The following is a 24,227-nucleotide window of genomic DNA, read 5'->3' as shown; positions in this document are numbered from 1 at the left end:
TTAGAGGAGCTATGTCGGATTCCCCAGATTGTATGAATCACACATGCCGTTTTCCACCAGGCACTCTCTTTTTTTCAATTCACAGGGATTGGTTGTAGGTACGCTGCAGCACGCATAAAATCCGTTGTATTGCACCAGATACATATTACAAAGTGGTGTATCACCTCCCTTTATTGTTTTTAAGTTCTCTCTTCTTAATTTTTTAAGATGTTTCATGGTTTTCGTTTTAAATTAGTTTTATCCCAATATAGGTAAAAACCAAACACGAAAAATAGGTAATTAAGTGAATTCTCTTATTATTTGAAATAAAGAAAGAGGTAGAATTTGTAACTCTGAGTAAAAAAAATCAACTCATTATATTAATTAGAAAAATATTTTTCAAAAAAATGTAACCTTTTTTTGTTTTGATTGTCTTTAGTATAGAAACAGCATAAGCATGAAACTTTTGTTCGGAAATAAAAAGAATGATTTGTTGAGCCTCCTGAAAAAACAGGATCCGGCTGCACAGAAGATTTTCTATGAACAGAATGTAAAGAGATTCCTGAGCGTAAGCAAAAGCTATGTGAGCGATTTGTATCAGGCGGAAGATTGTCTCATTAAAGCATTCTGTAAAATTTTTAAACACATAGAAAGCTTCAGAGGAGAGTCGAACCTGGATAGCTGGGCAAGAAGAATTGTTGTGAATGAATGCCTGAATTTTATCAAAAGTCACAAAACGGTATTCTATCTGGATGAGATCAACCAATCTTTTCATGAAGATATCCACGAACCGGAGATTGATTGTGATTTTAATGCGCAGGACCTTTTGGATCAGCTTCCCGATGCCTACAGGATGGTTTTTAACCTCTATGTGCTGGAAGGATATTCTCATCAGGAAATTGCTGATACTTTGCAGATTTCAATGGCTGTCAGCAAAACACAACTGTTCAGGGCAAAAGAAAAATTAAGAAAGATCTACTTTCAACAACAAAAAAAAGTGAAAAATGAAAACGTCTAAAGATAATATTGACTTTCAGATAAAAAAACAGATCGAAGAAAGAGAGATAGCTCCATCCCGTGATCTGTGGTCTGAAATTGAAGCTCAAAACAGCAGTAATAGTCATCCCAAATTACAAATGAACTGGGTTTTAGTGGCTGCCTGTTTGGTTTTGACATTGAGTTTAGGAACTGTTCTGTTTTTTCTTAATCAACCCGCAGAAATTCAACCTGAAATAGTAAAGAAAACAGAAAAGGATAAGGCAGGTGAAATCATAAAAAATCCTTCTGAGCATAATTCACCTCTGGCTGTTCAGAATAACGATAAGAAGGAAGTAAAGAAAATGCCTTCCCAGGAAAAAGAAGAAGTGATTTCTGCAGTAGCAATAGGTCAAAATAAACTTATTCCCAGAGAAATCGGTGTAAAGAAACTTGAGATTCCTCAGATTTCCAATCCTAAACTTCTGGCAAAAGCCGATTCTTTAAAAACTCTGGTTAAAAAGAAAAAATATGTTGACCCCTCCACACTCCTTTTTTCAGTGGAACATAAAGATGTGATTGAAAAAACAAAAGATGGAAGCAACGTGGCTACTACTATTGATTTGAATGCCAGATAATTTACCCGTAAAAAATTAAAAATTAATACTATGATCAAGAAATTAATCGTAATGGGATTGTTATGCTCATTTTCAGCATCATTCCATGCACAAAGAACCCTGAATATCAATTTACCTTCTAAAAAAGAGAATGAAGTAAGCCCGATTGTAAAGGAAAAAGTGGAAGAATATGCTACTAAAATCAACACAATCATTCAGGAAGAAAAAAAGCTGATGGAAGATGAGCTTGTCGTTTTGCAGGCCAGAAACCTTGATAAGGCAGACTTTGACAGAGAAAAAGCTCAGATTGCAGACCGTTATTCTGAGAAAATGGATAAAAGAATTGAAGAACTTGGCTTTGATCTGGATGATGTTATTCAGAAGCAGGTAAGATATTCCCTTTTGAATACAGATGTTACTTCCAAAGAAGAACTTAAAGAAAAACTGTTGAAAAAGTTTCGTCCCAGCAGAAGCTTTACAGGATATTTCTCTTACGGAATCATGACTATGACAAACAGTTCTCCTGATAATGAGCTGGATAAAAATATCGGATATGCCAATAACCTGGAATTTGGTCTGAAACTGAATTATCAGCTTAGCAGAACAAGCCCGTGGGCTGTTATTTCAGGATTAGGATTCTCCTGGAGAACAGTGAGAGCAGATAACAATATGCTTTTTACAAGAAGTGCCGATCAGGGAGTTGCTTTAGCGCAGGCTAATGGAAATCTTGATAAAAGTAAACTGAGAACAGGATATATTGTCGTTCCCCTTGGGATGCAGTATAATTTCTCCAAACTTAAAAATGCAGGAATGGATATCCAGTACAGAAGCTATTACAGAGGATTCAAAGTAGGAGCCAATGTATATGGAGGAGTAAAAATGTCTACCAACAATATTGTAAAAGGGAGTGATGGTGAAACCAGAGACCGCGGAAATTATCAGGTAAATCCTTTTGTGTATGGGGCTCAGCTTACTTTCTCATATAACAGCGTCAGTGTATTTGTTAAAAAAGATTTCAGCAATTTCTTTAAAGACAGTTATTTTAAAAATGATAAAGCCTTGATATTCGGTTTAACCATTGGATTAGATTAAATAAATATTGACAGTAAACTAAAAACTCCGGGAAAGCTCCCGGAGTTTTGTTATAGATGAGATAGAACGTTTTATTTTAAGCTTCCTACCATATCTTCAGGTTTTACCCATTCGTCAAACTGTTCAGCTGTTAGTAAACCAAGATTAATTGCTTCCTCTTTTAGCGTTGTTCCATTTTTATGGGCTGTTTTAGCAATTTTGGCTGCATTTTCATATCCTATGTGAGGATTCAAAGCGGTAACGAGCATTAACGATTTGTCTACAAGCTCTTTAATTCTTTCATGATTCGGTTCAATACCTACAGCACAGTGGTCATTAAAAGAAATACATGCATCAGCGATCAATTGTGCAGACTGAAGGAAATTGTAAGCCATTACCGGTTTAAAAACATTCAGTTCATAATTCCCCTGAGTTCCGGCAAATGAAATCGTTGTATCATTTCCTAAAACCTGAGCGCAAACCATTGTTAGAGCTTCATTTTGAGTAGGATTTACTTTTCCAGGCATAATTGAAGAACCCGGTTCATTTTCAGGAATATGAATTTCCCCGATCCCAGAACGAGGTCCCGAAGCTAAAAGTCTCACATCCTGAGCAATCTTATATAAAGAAACCGCAAGCTGTTTCAAGGCACCATGGCTTTCAACAATAGCATCATGAGCTGCAAGCGCTTCAAATTTATTTTCAGCAGTAATGAAAGGATGTTTCGTAAATTGGGCAATATATTCAGCAACCTTTACATCATAACCATTAGGAGTATTCAAACCTGTTCCTACAGCTGTTCCGCCTAAAGCAAGCTCAGAAAGATGAGGTAATGTATTTCTTAAAGCTCTCAATCCGAATTCCAGCTGTGCTACATATCCGGAAAACTCCTGTCCCAGAGTAAGCGGTGTAGCATCCATCAGGTGGGTTCTTCCGATCTTTACAACATCTTTGAACGCCTTTGACTTTTCAGCCAGCGTATTCTTTAATTTTTCCACTGCCGGAATCGTTACTTCCACTACTTTTGTGTAAGCCGCAATGTGCATGGCAGTAGGATACGTATCATTGGAAGATTGGGACTTGTTAACATCGTCATTCGGGTGGATCTCTGATTTTTCACCCAATGTTCCGCCATTATTCACATGAGCTCTGTTGGAAACTACTTCATTGATATTCATATTCGACTGTGTTCCGGAACCCGTCTGCCAGATCACCAAAGGAAACTGATCATTCAATTTTCCTTCCAGAATTTCATCACATACCTTGGCGATCATATCTCTTTTTTCAGCAGGAAGTACTCCCAGATCAGTATTGGTATAAGCGGCTGCCTTTTTCAGATAAGCAAACGCTTCAATGATTTCATGCGGCATTGAACCTTCAGGTCCTATTTTAAAATTGTTTCTGGAACGTTCCGTTTGTGCACCCCAAAGCTTATCTGCAGGTACCTGCACTTCTCCCATGGTGTCTTTTTCTATTCTGTAATTCATTGTGATTGAAATTTGTATGATCTGTTTATTCTAAAGCCATACATATTGTTGATATTATTCATGTTTAATGAAAAAAATAATGTTTTGGCTTCGTTTATTTATCTCCTATAAAGGTACTTATAAACTCAGAAACCCGCAATTTATAATCATTATAAATATCAATTTAAATCACTGATTTTACTCATATTTTTTTTAATGAGCCGTATTTTTGCACAAACAAAAATTGAATGGACTTTAGATATCAGGATCCGTATCCAATTCAGAAAGATGATACGGTGTATAAGAAGCTTACATCAGATTATGTAAAGGTTGAAAAACTGGGTGACAGAGAAATTTTAACGATTGATCCAAAAGGACTGGAGTTATTAGCTGAAGAAGCTATGGCAGATGTTTCTTTCATGCTTCGTTCTTCACACCTGGAAAGCCTTAGAAAAATCATTGATGATCCTGAAGCTACAGATAACGACAGATTCGTTGCTTACAACCTTTTACAAAATGCTGCAGTAGCCGTTGAGGGAGCTCTTCCTTCTTGCCAGGATACAGGAACAGCTATCGTAATGGGGAAGAAAGGAGAAAATGTGTACACGGGAGTAGATGACGGAGAATACCTGAGCCAAGGAATTTTCAATACTTACCAAAAAAGAAACTTAAGATATTCTCAGGTAGTTCCTTTAACGATGTTTGATGAGAAAAATTCAGGGTCTAACCTTCCTGCACAGATTGATATCTATGCTAAAAAAGGAGATTACTATGAATTTTTATTCTTAACAAAAGGAGGAGGTTCAGCCAATAAAACATTCTTATATCAAAAAACGAAATCTTTATTGAACGAAAAATCTCTTGAAGCATTCGTTAAAGAAAGGATTTCAGACCTTGGAACAGCTGCATGCCCGCCTTACCACTTAGCATTGGTAATTGGAGGAACTTCAGCAGAAGCGAACCTTGCCACAGTAAAAAAAGCTTCAGCAAAATATTATGATAATCTTCCGACAGAAGGAAATGAGGCCGGACAAGCATTCAGAGATCTTGAATGGGAAGCGAAAGTTCAGAAAATCTGTCAGGAAAGTGCCATCGGAGCTCAGTTTGGAGGAAAATACCTTACGCATGATGTAAGAGTGATCAGACTTCCAAGACACGCGGCATCTTGTCCTGTAGGAATGGGGGTTTCTTGTTCAGCAGACAGAAATATCAAAGGGAAAATCACAAAAGAAGGGATCTTCCTTGAGCAGTTGGAGCAGGATCCAAAAAGATTCTTACCTGATACCCCTCCACACCTGGAAGAAGCAGTTGAGATTAACCTGAATAAACCAATGCCGGAAATTCTTGCTGAGCTGTCAAAATATCCGATCAAAACAAGATTGAAACTGAACGGAACATTAATCGTAGCAAGAGATATCGCCCACGCAAAAATCAAAGAAATCATTGACAGCGGAAAACCAATGCCGGAATATTTCAAAAATCACCCAATCTATTATGCAGGACCTGCAAAAACTCCGGAAGGAATGGCTTCAGGAAGTTTCGGACCTACTACTGCAGGTAGAATGGACGTTTATGTGGATGAGTTCCAAAGCCACGGTGGAAGCATGATCATGCTGGCAAAAGGAAACAGAAGTAAAGATGTTACCAATGCTTGCGGAAAATACGGAGGTTTCTACCTTGGATCTATCGGAGGGCCGGCTGCTATTCTTGCCAAAGACAATATTGTGTCTGTAGATATAGTAGACTTCCCGGAATTAGGAATGGAAGCAGTAAGAAAAATCGAAGTAAAAGACTTCCCTGCATTCATCATTTCCGATGATAAAGGCAACGATTTCTTCGCAAATCTTGCTCACTAATTAGTTTAAAATTAAAATAAATAACAAAATAGAGCACTGATCTTTTGTGTAAAAAAGAAAAAAGCTTTATTTTTGCCTAAAATCTTAAAGAGAATGATAACGATATTATCAGCATTTTGGCCATTCTACCAGTTCCTTTGGACTATTTTCTTCATCACTATGTTCTTAGTGGGGTTCTGGTGTATTTTTATGTTCTTCGGATTAGTAATCCCAATGTGGCTAACTGAAGGTTTGAAAGAGTATTTCGGAAAAGTAAAACCTTTCGATCCTGAAGATATCAGAAGAAAACTTGTTTCTGAGCAGGAAGGTGTAGAAGTTATCTATAGCGAGCCTAAAGGAAACGGACCTTTCCTTCACGATCACGGACATCATCATTAATTGATTGTCATTGCTTTTTCACCTGAATTCTGAAAAAGTAATATCAAAGCAAAACAACATATATAAAACCGCTTAATTCGTTAGGCGGTTTTTCTATTTATTATTCCTGAGGCTTTCCGGTGACACCCCAAATTTCTTTTTAAAAGCCCGTGTAAAGTTCTGGAGATATTCATAACCGCATTCAATAGCAATTTCCTTGATCATAATCTCCTTGTCAGTGATCAGTTTTTTTGCCTTCAGCATTCTGAGTTCCGATATATAATGAGCAATTGTTGTATGATACTGTGCCTTGAATTCCTTTCTGACCATATTCTGATTCATGCCGATATACTTTCCAATTTCTTCCGCTTTTATATTTCTGTGGTAATTTTCATCAATGAATTTTCTGATCATTTCAGAAGTCTTTGGAGTAGATTCCAAAATGTTTTTCTCATTGAACTGCTCAAAAATCAAAATTAGAAGCTTGATAATTTTAGCCTCTATAAATAGCTTCTGCATGATTCCTTTCTTGGTATAACCCAGAATTTCCTTTACAATCATATGCATTTCAACAGTCATATCCGGCGGTGTTTCTTTATGAAGGAATATGAAATTATTATGAGTCATGTTTTCCAGGATTTCTGCATTCTCGCGGTTGAGATCCGGGTTGATGAGGTTGAAAACATATTGATAATTGATCTGAATCTGAAGATATTTCAGAATTTCCTGGTTTTCCGTCCATAGCTCGGCAACACTTTCTTTAGGCGAATAATGGAGAATATATTGATTTTTCCTAAATAAAAATTTGGTTCCGCAGTCATGAGCTTCCAAATTGATTTCATCACTTAACAGAAAAAGAAGATTAAAGCTGGATTTCCCTTCCAGCATATGAGACTTGAAGGTTTGATCAGGGCACAGATCTTCCTGCATGATGATTTTGATGTCTTCGGATCTGAACAAAAGTCCACTTTTAGATGGTTTCCTCATACAACACATTTTTACGGCCATGGTACAACTACTTAAGGTAAAAGACCATCATAGGATAACCAAAAGTTCGGAAATGATAACTCGGGGTTAAACAGGAAAGGTACTTTTGCGCAAAATTAAATTAAATTTAGAATAATTAAAAATAATATTTTATATGTTTAGAGATTTACATTTTGCAATACAGAAAATCAGAACGGGATTAGCGTTACTGACTATTGCCGGAAGCTGCCTGTCTGCACAGCAATGGGAAAATGTTGGAGGCATTCAGGATGTATCAGCAGGGGGAAGCAGTTTTAATAATTTAGTTATTGACAACTCAGGAAATTATTATTTGTCATATTATGATGTTTCCGTAACCAGAGGCTCTGTTCAGAAATTTAACGGAAATTCATGGTCATATTTAGGAGGAAGTGCTGGAGTTACAACAGGAACCGCAACTTACAATTCACTGTCTATAAGTCCTAATGGAAACAGTCTTTATTATACCAATCAGCTTGGTTATCCGGAGTCAGGGATGGAAGTCCGTCTGTTTACCGGATCTTTGTGGTCCCAGCTTCCCAATGTTACAGATGCTACTGTTAATTATCAGGCTTCTGCGGTATCCTCTGATAATATTCTCTTTACGTATGGGTCTTATGGTTCTGGAACTGTAAAAAGATATTCAGCAGGTGCATGGGAACAGGTAGGAAATGCGGGATTTTCAGGAGGTGCAGAATTTGCGGAAATGGTTATCGGAACCAATGATATGGTGTATACATGTAATGTTTCCGGAGGGTTAAAAGTATATCAGAACAGTACAGGTGCAGGTCCTTTACAAAACTGGACTCTGGTAGGAGGTGCAGCAGCAGATGCTTCTTCTTCAGGAGAACAATACAATGCTGATATCGCATTGGATGGCTCTAATACAATTTATGTAGCCTATGTTTCAAATTCAGGTGGCGGTAAAAAAGTGAATGTTAAAAAGTTTGACGGAAACTCTTGGGTACAGGTTGGAAATGCTAATTTTTCAGACGGAAAAGTTCAACATGTTGCTTTAGCAGTGACGGAATCCGGAAAACCATATGTCGTTGCCAGCCGTTTTGAAAATGATAATTTTCTGAGAAATACAGTTTATAAATTAGACGATTCACAAAACTGGGTTGCTTTTGGAGGTGACTTTGTCTCTGATGGTGAAGCAAAATATAATGACCTTGCTATAGATAAAGTGCACAACTATCTTGTGCTGACTTATTCTGATGATACCACGAAAGTTAAAAGAATTTCTCTGACATTAAATCCTCAGACATGCAGCAATACAGACCCCGGAACCAATGCAGGAGATGTAGGTTGTGTAAGTTTTATGTATCGTGGTCAGCAGGTGGCTTATTCCACGGTAAGAGGTGCTGACGGAAAAATATGGCTTCAGCAGAATCTTGGAAGTACACAGGTTGCATCATCAATAGCAGATGTGAATTCATATGGTGATCTTTTCCAATGGGGAAGATGGGATGACGGACACCAGCTTAGAAATTCACAGACAGCACAAGCGCCTTCACTTAATACGCCGGAAGGAATTGCTGCTGCAGGAGGTGCATATATTGTAGGATCTCCGGCATGGTGGGCAGGTTTTGCAAGTTCAGATACATGGAATGGAATAACGGCTTCGCAGGCTAATGCATCTACTGGGGTAGATCCTTGTAAAGCTATTGGAGCCGAGTGGAAAATGCCTTCCCAGGGAGATTGGACTATCTTAATAGGTGCTGAAGGTATCGGTAACCCGACAACAGCTTACAGCAGTAATCTTAAATTACCGGCAGGAGGATACAGAAACTCCAGTGATGGTAACTTTACTTTCGTAGGCCAAAGAGGATATTTCTGGAGTTCAGATACCTCAAGTTTAGGAGCGAAATATCTGTATATCGGATCTACTATTGCCAATCCATCTGCTGGATCTATGAGAGGGCAGGGGTCTTCAGTAAGATGTATTAAGCCTTCATCTTCTTTAGGCACTTCAGATATCAGGTTGAATAATGCGGTAACAGGAATGTATCCTAATCCTACAAAAGGATTTCTTACTGTTAAATCAGATTCCGCGATTGACAAAGTAAACGTTGTCAATGCAGTAGGACAAAAAATGAATGTGCAGTTCTCGGATAATCAGATCAATATGACTGAACTTCCTTCAGGATTATATATCGTCGAATTAAAATTAAAGAACGGACAATCCGTTTCTAAAAAGATTATAAAAAACTAATCGAATTGCAATAAGAAAGATTTTCGTCCAAAAAATAGTTCATTACAATTACTTTTATCGAGAGGCTCATGAAAATTTCATGAGCCTTTTTTAATTTTATTTTTTCCCAGGAAATTGAAATATTTGATGAAGACTGAGGAGGAATAATCGTTACGAAGAAAAATTTATACTATATTCGATAAAAATAAGAAATGAAAAAGTTTTATTCCGTTGTTTTTCTGTTGATTACAATGGCTGTTTTTGGACAGATCAATTATACCATCAGTCCAAATCCATTCAACGAAACAGATGCCGTTACGCTTACTGTTCCTGGAGATCAGATTGATGAGTCTGCATGGGGTGTTTCCAATAATGCCATTTATATCTGGACGTGGTCTTTTGATACCAATTATCAGAACAGCCAGGATTGCCCTACCAATGGAAGTTGGAATAACTCCAATGATCTGAATAAATTAAATTATAATGCTGCTACAGATAGTTATTCACTTACTTTTACACCAACTTCTTTTTATGGAAGAACAGGAATCGGAAGATTTGGTTTTTTATTAAAAGATAAAGCAGGATCCCATCAAACCTCCCCGGATATTTTTGTCAATGTAGGTACTTTAAGCTTAAATCTCACCAATCCGCTGGCCAATAGTCTTACTTCTGTTCCAACAGGAAGCTCCATTAATATTACTGCAGCAACAAATACAAACGCAACGTTTCAGCTAAAAGCAAATGGAGCTGTTGTCAACTCAGCAACAACGCCTTCACAGACCTATTCTTACAGTTATACCGTCACTCAGGATGCGAGTATGGAACTTGTGGCCACACAGGGATCCAGTTCTAAAGCTGCAACATTCATTTTACAGGTTCCAAGAAATGTTGTTTCTGAAACCATTCCAAACTGGATCAAGCAGGGGATTAATTATCATCCAACAGATCAGACTAAGGTAGGGCTTGCGATATATGCACCAGGCAAAAGTTTTGTACATGTCATCGGAAGTTTTAATAACTGGACGGTGAATGATACGTATTTAATGAAAAAAGATACCACAAACCCTGATCTTTATTGGATTGAGTTAATTGGTCTGACTCCTCAGCAACTCTATACTTTCCAGTACAGAACAAATGACCTGAGAAAAGTGGCAGATCCTTATTCATCACAGATCTTATCGTCTTATGATGATCCGTGGATTTCAGCTTCAACTTATCCGAATTTACCAGTATTTCCAGCCGGACAAGGGTTTGAGGTTTCAACATTTAAAACAGGGCCGACCGCCTATAACTGGCAGACAACCAATTTTCAGCGACCAGCGAAAGAAGATCTGGTGGTCTATGAATTATTATTGAGAGACTTTACTCAGGAAAAAAACTGGCAGTCATTAATCAATAAAATTTCTTATTTAAAAAACCTAAAAATTAATGCTATAGAATTACTTCCCATCATGGAATTTGATGGAAATCTTTCATGGGGTTACAACACCTCTTTCCATTATGCATTGGACAAAGCTTACGGAACTCCCGAAAAATTCAAAGAATTTGTGGATCTATGCCACCAGAATGGAATTGCAGTGATTCTGGATGTAGCATTTAACCATGCAACAGGACGTTCCCCTCTGGTAAGACTTTGGAATGTAGATCCTGATGGAGACGGCTACGGAGATGTTGCAGCAAACAACCCCTATTTCAATCAGGTTCCGAAACATTCATACAATGTATTTAACGATTTTAATCATACAAGCCTTTCAACTCAATATTACGTTGAAAGATGTCTTCAACAATGGCTGACAGAATACCGCATAGATGGATTCCGTTGGGATTTGACAAAAGGTTTTACCCAAAGCTGTTCTGAGAATGACGAAACCTGTACCAATGCTTATCAGCAGGACAGAGTGGATATTATGAAGCATTATGCAGACAGACAATGGGCCATTGATCCGAATTCTTATATGATCTTTGAACATCTGGGAACGGATGCAGAAGAACAGCAATGGGCAAACTATAGAGTAGCAGAGGGAAAAGGAGTAATGCTTTGGAATAAACAAACAGATCCTTATAACCAGAATACCATGGGATATAAAGACAACAGCAACTATGACAGAATGAATCATAGTCTGCATGGTTTTACCAATATGCGTGCTGTAGGATATGGAGAAAGTCATGATGAAGAAAGACTGATGTTTAAAAACCTTACCTATGGAGCTGTCAACGGAAGTTATGATGTTAAAAACCTGAATACTGCTCTTGAAAGAATGAAAACCTTCGGAGCAACTTTCTTTACCATTCCAGGTCCGAAAATGATCTGGCAGTTTGGCGAATTAGGATATGAGTTCAGTATCAACAGATGTGCTGACGGTACCATTAATAACGGGTGCAGAACCGATGAAAAACCAGTTGCATTTACTTTAAACTACGATACCAACGTAAACAGAAAAGCCGTGTATGATACATGGGCGAAAATAATCACGATCAGAAATACCCATCAGATTTTTAAAACTAAAACATACAGTATAGAATCCAATAATCTGGCTAATGATCCTAATGGATTGATTACGAGAATTTATCTCTATGATCCGGCTATTACAACCGGGATAAAAAATGTGGTGGTATTGGCCAACTATGATACATCTGCAAAAAACGTTGTTCCTTACTTTCCTTACACTGGCCAATGGCAGAATCTGATGGATGACAGTATTTCGAGTGTAGCTTCTACCACGGCTCCGATAACTTTGCAACCGGGAGAATTCAGGATTTTCGGAAATTATGCAGGTGCATTATCAACAACAGATCCAAACGCTGTAAATAAATTATCGCTTCAGATTGCTGACAATCCGATACAAAACGGAACTGCAAAATTAATTTTTAACAAAGCGAAAAACGGAGAGATTTTGATTTTTGATATGACCGGTAAAAAACTGGATTCATTCAAACTGGATAAAGAAAGCGGAATCTATGAAGTGAAAATCAATTATCCGGCAGGAACCTACTTGGTTCAGCTGAAGTCGGAAACAGGAATTGCCATTCAAAAGATGATGATCAAATAAAAACAAATTATGAAGTTGTTTAGACTTATAAAAATGTTGAATATATTAAAACCATTAAGAAGGATTTAAGAAATAAAGTGTAGTTAAGATGAATCATTCTGATGTTTAAGCTTAAAGCGAAGCTTATCTTAATACTCTTATCGCCTTAATATACTCTTAATGTTTCGAAAATAAAAGTTTACACAAGTTCTATAAAATAATAAAAGGCAGATTTGCAGTACAGCAGATCTGCTTTTTTGTATATTTAAAAAATTAGTCTACTTTTGCAGTAGATTTATCAAGAAAGGTGGAGGGATTTGGCCCAAAGAAACCTTAGCAACCTGCACGATTCGAGAAGTGTAAAGGTGCTAATTCCAACCCTGCGGGGGAGATAAGTGAAGTCAATATTCTTATATGAATTCCATTTCTTGAAGTCTTGTTTATCTGCGGAAAGATCCGTCAGACTGTTATTATTAATTGGCAAGAAGAAAAATGAAAAAATTAAGTACAGCGGTATTATTGCTTGGGGTAATTTGGGTTGCTGCTCAGGAAAACGAGGAAAAAGGAAAACAAATCGAAGATATCATCATCGTTGGAAACCGTAATGTCAAAAGAACAAAACTGGAAACCCCCGTTCCTGTAGATGTTATCAATATTGACAAAATCCAGAGGAGTTCTCCGCAAATGACGGCTCAGGATCTTCTGAACTATGTGATCCCATCATTTAATGCAGTAAGGCAGTCTGCTTCTGATGGTACAGAACATATTGATCCTGTAACTCTAAGAGGAATGGGACCAGATCAGGTTTTGGTATTACTTAACGGAAAAAGAAGGCACACAACTTCTTTAGTCAACTATCAGAATACAGTAGGAAATGGCTCTGTGGGAACAGATCTGAGCACAATTCCTGTCATTGCAATTGATAGAATAGAAGTGTTAAGAGACGGTGCCGCAGCACAATACGGGTCTGATGCCATTGCAGGAGTAATCAATATTATTCTTAAAAAAAATGCAGGAGCCTCAGCAAGTCTTACTTACGGATTGACTGGGCGAAATGATGGTGAGACCTATCAGGCAGGAGCCAACTACGGAACATCATTAGGAAAGAAAGACGGGTATATCAACCTTTCCCTGCAATTAAGCCACAGAGGAAAAACTACAAGAACTCAAAATCATGATTTAGATATTTTTGGAGATAATTTCGCTTATGAATTTGCTGGTGACGCTGAAGCTGTGAAAGCTGCCAGAGCTGCGGATGATGCAGAAATTGAAAAAAGAGGATTAACCCGGGATGATTTCAATTTTCAGATCGGAGATGCCCAGATCAGACAAGGGCAGTTGTTTTTCAATTCAGAATACCCTTTTAACGATAACTTTAAAGTATATTCTTTTGGAGGTTTCAGCATCAAAGAAGGAAAAGGATTTGGTTTCAGAAGACTTCCGAGTGAAACATCCAATGTGGTTTCATCCATCTATCCGAACGGTTTTCAAGCAAGTTTAGGATCTCAGGTGTATGACGTTTCTTATGCTGTAGGCGCAAAATATAATGTCAACGATTGGTTATTCGATCTAAGCAATACATTTGGCAGCAATACCTTCAATTATAATGTAAGCAATACCAACAATGCATCTCTCGGGGTAAAATCACCAACCCGGTTTTACGCAGGAGCCCATAGTTTTCTTCAGAATACCGTGAATCTTGATGTTTCTAAAAATATAAACCGTTTCAATATCGCATTCGGAGGAGAGTTCAGATTTGAACAATACCAGATCAAAGCAGGTGATGAAGCTTCCTATACCCAATATGACATCAATGGAAACATTGCTACGGAAGGATCAACAGTACTTGGTGCAGGCGGTTCTCAATCCTTTATCGGTTTTTCTCCCAACAATGCCTTGAAAAAAGACAGGCATTCCACCGCTGTGTATGCGGATGTTTCGTATGATTTAGATAAAAAATTAAATATCGACGCCGCTGCCAGATTTGAAAATTATTCAGATTTCGGAAATACCTTGAATGGAAAGCTTGCTGTGCGATATGAGTTCGTAAAAAATTATGCAGTAAGAGCTGCGGTTGGGACAGGATTCAGAGCGCCTTCCCTTCAACAGCAGTATTTTAATAATTCCTATGCCGATATTTCTACTTCAGGCGAGAAGATAGTCACAAAAGGAATCTTTAGTAATGATAGCAAAGCTGCTGAAATTCTTGGATTTGACAAACTCAAACAGGAAACTTCTGTCAATGCAAGTGCAGGATTGACATTAAAACCATTAAAAGGGCTATTCATTACAATAGATGGCTATTTTATTAAAGTAAAAGACAGAATAGTTATTACAGGAAATATAACAGATCCAAGATTATCAGATCCCGCAATTGTTGGCAATGGAAATGAGGTAGAAAGCGGAAGATTCTTTGCCAATGCTATTGATACAGAAACAAAAGGAGTAGATGTAGTGGTTTCTTATGACTGGATTCTTGGAAATGGAAAATTAAACATGAATCTTGCCGGAAATTATACAGAAACAAAAATCACAGATTTCCATTTTCCCGAAAACTTAGGAACTCCCCAGAATCAGTTTTTTGGTCCCGATCAGATCAATATCATCGAAACCCTATCTCCAAAAACAAAAGCATCATTAGGATTAAATTATGGAATCGGGAAGTTCAATTTTCTCGTAAGAAATACTTATTTTGGTAAAGTAATAAGAGATGGTTATCCATTTGGAGGAGTTCAGGAATTCTCACCAAAAGTAGTGACTGACATCAGCGTTGGCTATGATATCACCAAAAGTATCAACTTTACAGTAGGAGCCAATAATGTATTTGATGTCTTTCCGGATCGCCAGATTTACGAAAATTCATACTATGGAGTATTCAAATATGCACCGGTTCAGATGGGAACACTGGGGAATTATTTCTTCGGAAGACTTAATTTTAACTTTTAATCATTAAATGAGTACTACCTCACATCAGATTGGCTGGAAAACAGCCGCTGCCATTGTCGTTTCCAATATGATAGGAACCGGGATTTTTACAACGCTTGGATTTCAGTTGTCCGATATTACCAATACCTACAGTATTTTCCTGTTATGGGCCATCGGAGGAATTCTCGCTTTGTTCGGGGCTTTTTGCTACGCCGAATTAGGTTCCCATTTCAAAGGGAACGGGGGCGATTTTATTTACCTTAAAGGAACCTATCATCCTTTGTTCGGATATCTGATAAGCTGGGTTTCTCTGATTATTGGGTTTTCCTCTCCTGTCGCACTGGCAGCGTTGGCAATGTCAAAATATCTTTCCGTATTTGATTATACCTTTGGAAATGGTTTTGCGATCGCCGCTATTTTTGTCGTGGCAATTTCATTATCATTCAGCTTAAAAACATCCAGCAGATTTCATAACTTTTTTACCTTCATTAAAATAGCTTTTATAATTGTCCTGGTCATCCTTGGCGTTGGACTTTCAGAATCTCCACAGTTCGGGAACAGTCTGAATTTTAGTGACAGCTGGAAGAATGAGATCATGCTTCCAGCCTTTGCTACCTCTCTGGTATTTGTGACCTATTCCTATACAGGCTGGAACTCGGCTTCTTATATTGCAGGAGAAATAAAAGATGTTCAGAAAAACCTTCCTAAATCTTTAATTATTGGAACTGTTTTCGTGACGATAAGCTATATCTTGGTGAATTATATTATGCTGAAACATGCTCCTGTGAGCCAATTGGCAGGAAAAGAAGACGTGATGGGAGAAGCTGCTGTCAATATGCTGGGACCCGCTTTTGGAAAAATTGTCAATATCTTTATCGCTTTGCAGCTGATTGCAACAATTAGTGGCTATTTATGGGTAGGTTCAAGGTTGACGCAGGCTTTTGCAAAACATACCTACATTTGGAAACCATTATCAGCAGGCAACACAAAAGGCATTCCTGTAAGAGCGATATTTGCCCATGCAGTTATCGCAGCGGTTATTATTCTCACAGGAAGTTTTAAAGAAATCTTTGTCTACACGGCTTTTATTTTACAGCTTTTTGCAAGTCTGGCAATTTCTACCGTATTCTTCCTTAAGAAAAAAGACAGGAAAATTTTTAAGTCGAATGCTTTCCATATTTTTCCGGCTGTTTTTCTATTATTCAGTATTTATATTCTCTATTTTACATTTATTCATAACCCTAAAGAAAGCCTTATAGGAGTGGGAATAATTGCAGTAGGCATTATTTTATATTGGGTTGACAGGAGACTTTCCAAACAACATCAGAGTAAGTCTTAACGCTACAGAATGGCTGATAAGCAATTTGTAAATCCACCTTTTTACAGTTTTGCTCCCTTTATCCCTAATGCTCAAAAATTTATGCTGATCAGTAATTTTAATTTTGAATTAATAATCCTTATCTTTGCACCCACAAAATTTCTACAATGTCTAAATCATTAATTCCAAAATTAGAAGCTATAAAACAAAGATATAATGAGGTTGCAGACCTTATTATACAGCCTGATGTCATTTCAGACCAAAAGAAATATTCTTCTTTAAACAAAGAATATAGTGATTTGGGGAAAATTGTAAAGGTTTATGATCAATACAAAGGGGCTTTGGATGCCATTGAAGAATCGGATGAGATTATTGCTGATGGTTCAGACAGAGACCTTGTAGATTTGGCTAAAGAAGAAAAATTAGAGGCTCAGGCTAAAATTCCAGGATTGGAAGAAGAGCTTAAAGTATTGCTTATTCCTAAAGATCCTGCAGATGATAAAAACATCATCGTGGAATTACGTGCCGGAACAGGTGGTGATGAAGCAGCTATTTTTGTGGAAGACGTTTACAGGATGTATACCATGTACTTTAAAACAAAAGGTTGGAGACATGAAGTGACAGATTCTAATGAAGCAGCAAAAGGATACAAGGAACTGATCATGAAAGTGGAAGGAGAAGGTGTTTATGGAATCATGAAATTTGAATCAGGAGTTCACCGTGTACAACGTGTCCCTGAAACAGAATCTCAAGGAAGAGTACACACTTCTGCCATTACCATTGCTGTACTTCCGGAAGCTGAAGAAGTAGATTTTGAACTGAATCCTGCTGATATTGAAATGCAGACCTCACGTTCAGGAGGTGCCGGAGGTCAGAACGTAAACAAGGTTGAAACCAAAGTTCAGCTTACCCACAAACCTTCAGGAATGGTGGTCGTATGTCAGCAAGCCCGTTCTCAGCTGGCTAACCGTGAATTGGCGATGGAAATGCTAAGAACAAAGCTTTACGACATCGAATTGCAGAAAGTACAGGGAGATATTGCAGCACAACGTAAATCTATGGTATCTACAGGAGACCGTTCTGCAAAAATTAAAACATACAATTACCCGCAAGGTAGAGTTACAGACCACAGAATCAATAAGTCTATGTACAACCTTGATGCTTACATGAACGGGGATATTTCTGAAATGATTGATGCCGTAATCATGGCAGAAAATGCAGAGAAAATGAAGGGAGAAGAAGAAAATTATTAAAATTAAAACAAATAAATACAAAGCCTCTGATTCTTCAGGGGCTTTATCTTTTCAAATCACTAAACATAAAAATATAAACTATGAAAAACTACAAAATTATTTTCTTGCTGCTTCTTACCATGATGGGGCAGCAACTTATCGCTCAGACTGAAGTGAAGAAGCCTAAAGAAGCTTTTGAACTGTTCTTTGGTACTTTTGTGAATAATGATGAAACGGCATTGAATAAGCTGAATGATTACTTAAAACCGACAGTGGAAGGGCAGAATGCTTACCAGGTAGATTTTAAAGAAACCTCTGAAGAAATGATGAATGGCAGTGTGGAGAATTTCCTGTCTGCTTTTCCAAAAGCAACGGCCGCTGCATGTAAAAAAGAGGCGGAGGAGTACTTTACAGCAATGTTTGGAAATTTTAAAACGGGAAAACTAACCATTAAAGATGTAAAAGTTGTTCCCAATGAATACGTTGAAGGACAAAAAATTGCAGAAATATCTTATTCAGTGAACTTCCAGGTTCCATCAAAATTGACTTCCGGACCAAAAGGTGATCTGAATAAAATAAAGGCAGAGGATCTGAAGAAGTATTTGGTGCAGGCAGCCCAGGATTTTAAAAATGCTGATAAAACAGTAACCACGGATCAAAACTTTACTCTATATGAACTTAAAGAAGGCGATAAAATATACTATTGGAACGGAAGTCCTGATGAGATTGTTACCAATCTTACCGATTTCTATTTTGAAAGCTTCGGAGCAAATGAATAGTTGAAAAAATCCTCCATTAAAGAATAAAAAGTCCCAATGTAAAGGGACTTTTTTTATTTCACATACTTTGCGTATTTTTGAGAAAAACCGATCAGTATGAATTTTAGACCTATATTGTTAACAGCTGGAGTTTTGTTTTCAGCATCTTTTTATTCTCAGAAAATGAATTATCCTAAAGCATTAAAAGGAGGCCAGACAGACACCTATTTCGGAAGCGCAGTTTCTGATCCTTTCAGAGATCTTGAAAGCGATTCTGAAGCTACTAAAAAATGGGTAGATGAAGAAGTGGCGTACAGCCAGAATTACCTTTCAAAAATTCCGTTCAGGGATAAAATTAAAAGCCAATTGAAGGATATCTGGAATTATGAAAAAATTTCAGCCCCTTTCAAAGAGGGAGAGTATACTTATTATTATAAAAATGATGGGTTGCAGGCACAGTCTGTTTTGTACAGAACAAACAATAAGACCAATGCTACAGACGTATTTTTAGATCCTAATAAATTTTCAGAAAAAGGAACGACATCTCTTTCCAACCTTTCATTCAATAAAAAAGGAAACCTTGCTGCCTATTCTATTTCTGAAGGAGGAAGTGACTGGAACAAAATCATCATCATTGATGCTGCTACCAAGAAGCAGATTGATGAAACATTAGTGGATGTGAAATTCAGTGGAATTTCATGGCAGGGAGACGAAGGATTCTATTATTCAAGCTACGACAAACCTAAGGAAGGTACCGTACTTTCCGGAATGACAGATAAGCATAAAGTATACTTTCATAAGCTGGGAACAAAACAGTCTGAGGATCAATTGATCTTCGGAGGAGATAAAACACCTAGAAGATATTTAGGAGCCGGAGTTTCTGAAGACCAGAGATACCTGATTATTTCTGCGGCTAATGCTACCAATGGTAATGAACTGTACATCAAAGACCTTCAAAAAGGAGGAGACTTTGTACAGATTGTAAACGGATTTGACATCAATGCCAGCATTGTAGATACACAAGGTGATGATCTTTTCATTTTTACAGATAAAGATGCTCCGAACATGCGTCTTGTAAAAACAACCATCAGTAATCCCGCTCCTGCAACATGGAAAGATGTAATTCCACAGACTGAAAACGTATTGGGAATTTCGTCAGGTGGAGGATATTTCTTTGCAACCTATATGATTGATGCCATAGATCAGGTAAAACAGTTTGATAAAACAGGAAAACTGGTTAGAGAAATTACACTTCCGGGTAAAGGAAATATTTCAGGATTCGGTGGAAAAGAAAAAGAGAAAGAGGTTTATTTTTCTTTCAGCAATTATATTACACCGGGAACTACTTATAAATTCAATGTAGACTCAGGGAAATCTGATGTGTATCAAAAGCCAAAAGTGAAATTTAACCCGGATGATTATGTTTCAGAACAGGTTTTCTACACTTCAAAAGATGGTACAAAAGTTCCTATGATGATCAATTATAAGAAAGGAACTAAGCTTAATGGTAAAAATCCTACTATTCTATACTCTTACGGAGGGTTCAACATCAGTCTGCAGCCTTCATTCTCTGTGGTGAATGCAATCTGGATGGAAAATGGAGGTATCTATGCTGTTCCAAACATCCGTGGTGGAGGAGAGTATGGTAAAAAGTGGCATGATGCAGGAACAAAACAGCAGAAGAAAAATGTTTTTGAAGACTTTATCGCTGCCGGAGAATATCTTCAAAGCAAAGGATATACTTCAAAAGAATACATGGCTCTTTCAGGAAGATCAAACGGAGGATTACTGGTAGGAGCAACAATGACGATGAGACCGGATCTTGCCAAAGTAGCATTCCCGGGAGTAGGTGTTTTGGATATGTTGAGGTATAACAAATTTACAGCAGGTGCAGGCTGGTCTTACGATTATGGAACAGCAGAAGATAGCAAAGAAATGTTTGAATATCTTAAATCATATTCTCCTGTACATAATGTAAAAGCAGGAACTTGCTATCCATCCACAATGATCATCACCAGTGATCATGATGACAGGGTTGTTCCGGCACACTCATTCAAATTTGGAGCAGAGCTTCAGGAGAAGCAGGCATGTAAAAATCCTATTTTGCTGAGAATTGAAAAGAATGCAGGACACGGAGCCGGAAGAGCAACAGATCAGGTGATTAGTGAAAATGCAGATCTTATATCATTTGCTTTATTTGAGATGGGAATAAAGAAATAACTCTAAAAAATATAATATTTAAAAAAACGGCTTATTTTAAACAAAATAAGCCGTTTTTTTTATGTTGTTATGTTTATAATTCTTATTTTTATGGCGGATATTTAAAGTTTATTAATTCTAAATTAATTAAGTAATTATGAAAAAGAGAATTTTACTAGTTTGTGCATTGGCTGCTGGGCTATCCAGTTTTAATGCACAGAGGTGGGAGCCAACCTCACAAAAAACGTCTCAAATCAGAAAAGAAGTAGAAGTACAGTATTCTTACAGATTTGACTTACAGTCGCTTAGGAATATTTTAAAAGATGCTGTAGAAACAGGGAAAGGGGCTCAGGCTGTTATCGTTTCTTTACCTACAGCAGAAGGAAAGATTGAAAAGTTTGCGGTATATAGCGATCCTGTTATGGAAAAATCTATGGCCGACAGATATCAGTTAGGGTCTTATATAGGAGTAGGAGTAGATGATCCCGGCAAATATGTAAGATTCAGTACTGCACCTACTGAAATGCAGTCAATGATAATCAAAGACGGAAAATTCCAGTTTATAGAACCTATTACTACAGATAAGCAGGTGTATGGAGTTTTTTATAAAACGAAAAGAACAGATGCTGATCATGGCTTTGAATGTTCTACAGAAGAAAAAAGCTTAAAAGATATAAAGTCTTTAGAAGCTTTTGGAAAGAAGAATCTTTCTAATGTAGGAATTACAAGCAGACCAGCAAGTACAAAATACAGAACGTATAGATTAGCGCTTTCAACAACAGGAGAATATACAAAGAAATTTGATCCATCTGGAGGAATAACCAATACGGTTACTCAGATGAATGCTACGATGACTCGTGTAAACGGTATTTTCCAGAAAGATTTTGCAATCAAACTGATTATTCAGGATCTTCAAAATATTATCTATACAGATCCTGCAAATGATCCTTATACTGGAAACTTAAATCTACAGCTTCAACAAACTTTAACAAGTGCGGTAGGAAATGCTAATTACGATATGGGGCATGTTTTCAATGCTTCTGGAGGTAATGGAAATGCTGGTTCTATCGGATCTACATGTGTTGATCCTGCCACACCTACTTCATTAGCAAAAGGATCTGCATTTACACAGAATACAAACCCTGTAGGGGATTCTTTTGATATTGACTATGCTGCTCATGAAATGGGACATCAGCTGGGAGGTAACCATACTTTCTCGCATGTTTCAGAAGGTTCAGGAGTAAATATTGAGCCAGGAGGAGGAACTACTATTATGGGGTATGCCGGAATTACAGGAGATAATGTTCAGGATTTTACTGATGCTTATTTTCATTATTCTTCCGTTAATCAGATTCTTAATAGCTTAGACAGCAAGCCTGGATGCGGAACATCAGAAAATATAACAACCAATACCGCTCCGGTAATTTCAGCTCTTCCTGCTTACAGTATTCCAAAAGGAACAGCATATTATCTTGATGCTGCAGCTACAGATACTGATCCTATTAAATATACTTGGGAACAATATGATAGCGTTGATTCTTACAACTCAATCTCAGGAGACAGCGGTTGGGGATATAGTGCTCAAGGAGCTTTAACAAGATCTTATTTTGGTACAGCAAGTGGAAGAAGATACTTCCCAAGCCTTCCTGTAGTAATGGGAGGATCTTTAACTGATAAAACTAAATGGGAAACTGTTTCTTATATTCCAAGAGTACTTAAATATGCAGTAACTGTTAGAGATGAGAATGCTGCTAAACCAATGCTGGTATCTGCTGAAACTACAGTAACTGTTACCAATGACGGACCTTTCAAATTTAATGGTCTTATTGATAATACAACATTATATAATAATGCGACTAATACCATTTCATGGGATGTAGCCAATACCAATGCTGCACCTTATAATGCAACTAATGTAAAAATTGAATATACAACAGATCTTGTTAACGGATCAGCATGGACAGAACTTGTAGCTTCTACTCCTAACACGGGAAGCTATACAGCTCAAATGCCTTCTGGTTTAACAGGTCCTGTTAAATTGAGAATTTCTGCCATTGGAAATGTATTCTATGCGGTATCTCCTAAGGTTATAGTTGGAACTGCTCCTACATCAACTACAGATGCTCCAACAGGGGTAGGCTCAATAGCTGCAGGGATTTTGAAAACATCTGGTACTATTGGATGGAATAGTGTACCAGGTGCTACATATGCTATTAAATATAGAAAACTGGGAGAGACTAACTGGACAAATACTACCAGTGCTACTAATTTTGTATCATTGAGCTCTCTTGAAGATGAGACTAATTATGAAGTTCAGGTGGCTGCAGTAGTGAATACAGTTCCTGGAACGTTCTCTTCTACTTATGCTTTCAAAACAAAAGGATTGAGAACTGGTTCAGACTATTGTTTAATGACAACAGGTGGAAACAGCTTTGCAAGCTTTAGCTTTAACAGTGGTTTAGCTCAATTAAATTTAGCGAACTTAGCGTATTCTCAATTAACCTATAAAACTATTTTCAGTACTTATCAGGATTTTACTGAAGATGCAACTAAACAGATTAATTTAACCAAGGGCACACAATATACGCTGTCATATTTCAATGTTGGTAACACAGCAGGTTATAATGACAAAATGGAAGTTTGGATTGACTTTAACAGAAACGGAGTTTTTGAAGCTTCAGAGAAAATAGGTACTAAAACAACTGTTCCTCCTGCAAATGGACAATATACAGGGACAATGGTATTCACTGTACCAGCTACTGCATATGCAGGAGATAAACTCCTAAGAATGAGAGTGGCAAATACGTTCTTTAATGCAGCTACAGGGCCATGTGGTAGCCCATCAGTTCCAGTACAGGGAGGTGGAGTTATTTCACAAGGTTCATTCAAAGATTTCTCTGTAAAAATTACAGAAACTCTTGCGGTAAATGAAACAAAAGACGTTAAATCATCTGAAATTTCAATTTATCCGAACCCTGCAGATACTTTCGTAGAAGTTAAAAACCTTAAAGGTAAGGCAGATTACAAAATCTACACTGCTGACGGAAGATTAGCTCAGGAAGGCCAGATTGATGGACAAAGAATTAATGTCGCTTCATTAATCAAAGGTATGTATGTGATCACCATAAAAGATGACAAAAATACTTACAATACGAAGCTTATCAAAAAATAAGCAGACGATATAACAATACGAAAGGCCGGGCATTTGTCCGGCCTTTTTCTTTAGTTAAAATATAGAAAAACAGA

General features: G+C 37.4%; 16 protein-coding genes and 1 riboswitch. Of the genes, 13 read left to right on the top strand and 3 right to left on the bottom strand.

Annotated features, from left to right (window positions below; genetic code table 11):
- Positions 1 to 9: 9 nt before the first annotated feature.
- Positions 10 to 216 carry a bacteriocin-like protein gene (locus tag AC57AW_RS00865; protein ID WP_318848475.1) on the bottom strand — a complete coding sequence of 69 codons (207 nt, stop codon included), beginning with the start codon at positions 214 to 216 and terminating at the stop codon, positions 10 to 12.
- Between the two features lie 220 nt (positions 217 to 436).
- On the opposite strand from AC57AW_RS00865, the gene AC57AW_RS00860 reads away from it, so the two are divergent.
- The 3 genes from AC57AW_RS00860 to AC57AW_RS00850 are packed head-to-tail and all read left to right on the top strand — an operon-like array spanning position 437 to position 2,663.
- Positions 437 to 997, top strand: coding sequence for an RNA polymerase sigma factor (locus AC57AW_RS00860; RefSeq protein ID WP_047377276.1), 561 nt, complete (start codon positions 437 to 439; stop codon positions 995 to 997).
- The gene (locus AC57AW_RS00855; RefSeq protein WP_496350487.1) at positions 984 to 1,592 is read left to right on the top strand and encodes a hypothetical protein; all 609 of its coding nucleotides are present in this window, start codon (positions 984 to 986) and stop codon (positions 1,590 to 1,592) included. The genes AC57AW_RS00860 and AC57AW_RS00855 overlap by 14 nt, the downstream gene beginning before the upstream one ends.
- Before the next feature lie 30 nt (positions 1,593 to 1,622).
- Positions 1,623 to 2,663: a porin family protein gene (locus tag AC57AW_RS00850; protein WP_496350486.1), complete on the top strand. Its 1,041-nt coding sequence runs from the start codon at positions 1,623 to 1,625 to the stop codon at positions 2,661 to 2,663.
- A gap of 71 nt (positions 2,664 to 2,734) precedes the next feature.
- Here AC57AW_RS00850 and fumC read toward each other — a convergent pair whose 3' ends face one another.
- The gene (gene fumC / locus AC57AW_RS00845) at positions 2,735 to 4,129 is read right to left on the bottom strand and encodes a class II fumarate hydratase (protein ID WP_496350485.1); all 1,395 of its coding nucleotides are present in this window, start codon (positions 4,127 to 4,129) and stop codon (positions 2,735 to 2,737) included.
- A 227-nt stretch (positions 4,130 to 4,356) separates the two neighbouring features.
- Here fumC and AC57AW_RS00840 point away from each other — a divergent pair, with 227 nt between their 5' ends.
- Together AC57AW_RS00840 and AC57AW_RS00835 are read left to right on the top strand one after the other, a co-directional pair.
- Entirely contained in the window at positions 4,357 to 5,964 is a 1,608-nt protein-coding gene (locus tag AC57AW_RS00840; RefSeq protein ID WP_496350484.1) for a fumarate hydratase, read from the top strand.
- A gap of 93 nt (positions 5,965 to 6,057) precedes the next feature.
- The gene (locus AC57AW_RS00835; protein WP_172625768.1) at positions 6,058 to 6,342 is read left to right on the top strand and encodes a hypothetical protein; all 285 of its coding nucleotides are present in this window, start codon (positions 6,058 to 6,060) and stop codon (positions 6,340 to 6,342) included.
- 93 nt (positions 6,343 to 6,435) lie between these two features.
- Here AC57AW_RS00835 and AC57AW_RS00830 read toward each other — a convergent pair whose 3' ends face one another.
- Positions 6,436 to 7,308 carry a helix-turn-helix domain-containing protein gene (locus AC57AW_RS00830; RefSeq protein ID WP_496350483.1) on the bottom strand — a complete coding sequence of 291 codons (873 nt, stop codon included), beginning with the start codon at positions 7,306 to 7,308 and terminating at the stop codon, positions 6,436 to 6,438.
- 154 nt (positions 7,309 to 7,462) lie between these two features.
- On the opposite strand from AC57AW_RS00830, the gene AC57AW_RS00825 reads away from it, so the two are divergent.
- The 8 genes from AC57AW_RS00825 to AC57AW_RS00790 all read left to right on the top strand — a co-directional run bounded on the left by AC57AW_RS00825 (position 7,463) and on the right by AC57AW_RS00790 (position 24,153).
- Positions 7,463 to 9,541 (top strand): T9SS type A sorting domain-containing protein, encoded by a 2,079-nt coding sequence (locus tag AC57AW_RS00825; RefSeq protein WP_496350482.1) that lies wholly within the window; start codon positions 7,463 to 7,465, stop codon positions 9,539 to 9,541.
- 191 nt (positions 9,542 to 9,732) lie between these two features.
- Complete coding sequence (locus AC57AW_RS00820) at positions 9,733 to 12,570, top strand: alpha-amylase family glycosyl hydrolase (protein WP_496350481.1); 2,838 nt, start codon at positions 9,733 to 9,735, stop codon at positions 12,568 to 12,570.
- Positions 12,571 to 12,841: 271 nt separating this feature from the next.
- Positions 12,842 to 12,947, top strand: a riboswitch (SAM riboswitch).
- Between the two features lie 94 nt (positions 12,948 to 13,041).
- A complete protein-coding gene (locus AC57AW_RS00815) occupies positions 13,042 to 15,495 on the top strand; it encodes a TonB-dependent receptor plug domain-containing protein (RefSeq protein WP_496350480.1) in 2,454 nt (817 codons plus the stop codon).
- A 7-nt stretch (positions 15,496 to 15,502) separates the two neighbouring features.
- Positions 15,503 to 16,813, top strand: a complete 1,311-nt coding sequence (locus AC57AW_RS00810) for an APC family permease (protein ID WP_496350479.1) — start codon at positions 15,503 to 15,505, stop codon at positions 16,811 to 16,813.
- Between the two features lie 146 nt (positions 16,814 to 16,959).
- On the top strand, positions 16,960 to 18,045 hold the full coding sequence (gene prfA / locus AC57AW_RS00805) for a peptide chain release factor 1 (RefSeq protein WP_318848464.1): 1,086 nt from the start codon (positions 16,960 to 16,962) through the stop codon (positions 18,043 to 18,045).
- Positions 18,046 to 18,125: 80 nt separating this feature from the next.
- Complete coding sequence (locus AC57AW_RS00800; protein ID WP_496350478.1) at positions 18,126 to 18,803, top strand: hypothetical protein; 678 nt, start codon at positions 18,126 to 18,128, stop codon at positions 18,801 to 18,803.
- 162 nt (positions 18,804 to 18,965) lie between these two features.
- Complete coding sequence (locus tag AC57AW_RS00795; RefSeq protein WP_496350537.1) at positions 18,966 to 21,002, top strand: prolyl oligopeptidase family serine peptidase; 2,037 nt, start codon at positions 18,966 to 18,968, stop codon at positions 21,000 to 21,002.
- 136 nt (positions 21,003 to 21,138) lie between these two features.
- Entirely contained in the window at positions 21,139 to 24,153 is a 3,015-nt protein-coding gene (locus AC57AW_RS00790; RefSeq protein WP_496350477.1) for a reprolysin-like metallopeptidase, read from the top strand.
- Positions 24,154 to 24,227 lie beyond the last annotated feature (74 nt).

This window comes from Chryseobacterium sp. BGA-UO-ETr-SB22 (assembly GCF_059567885.1).
This window is presented reverse-complemented; position numbering and strand designations above follow the sequence as displayed.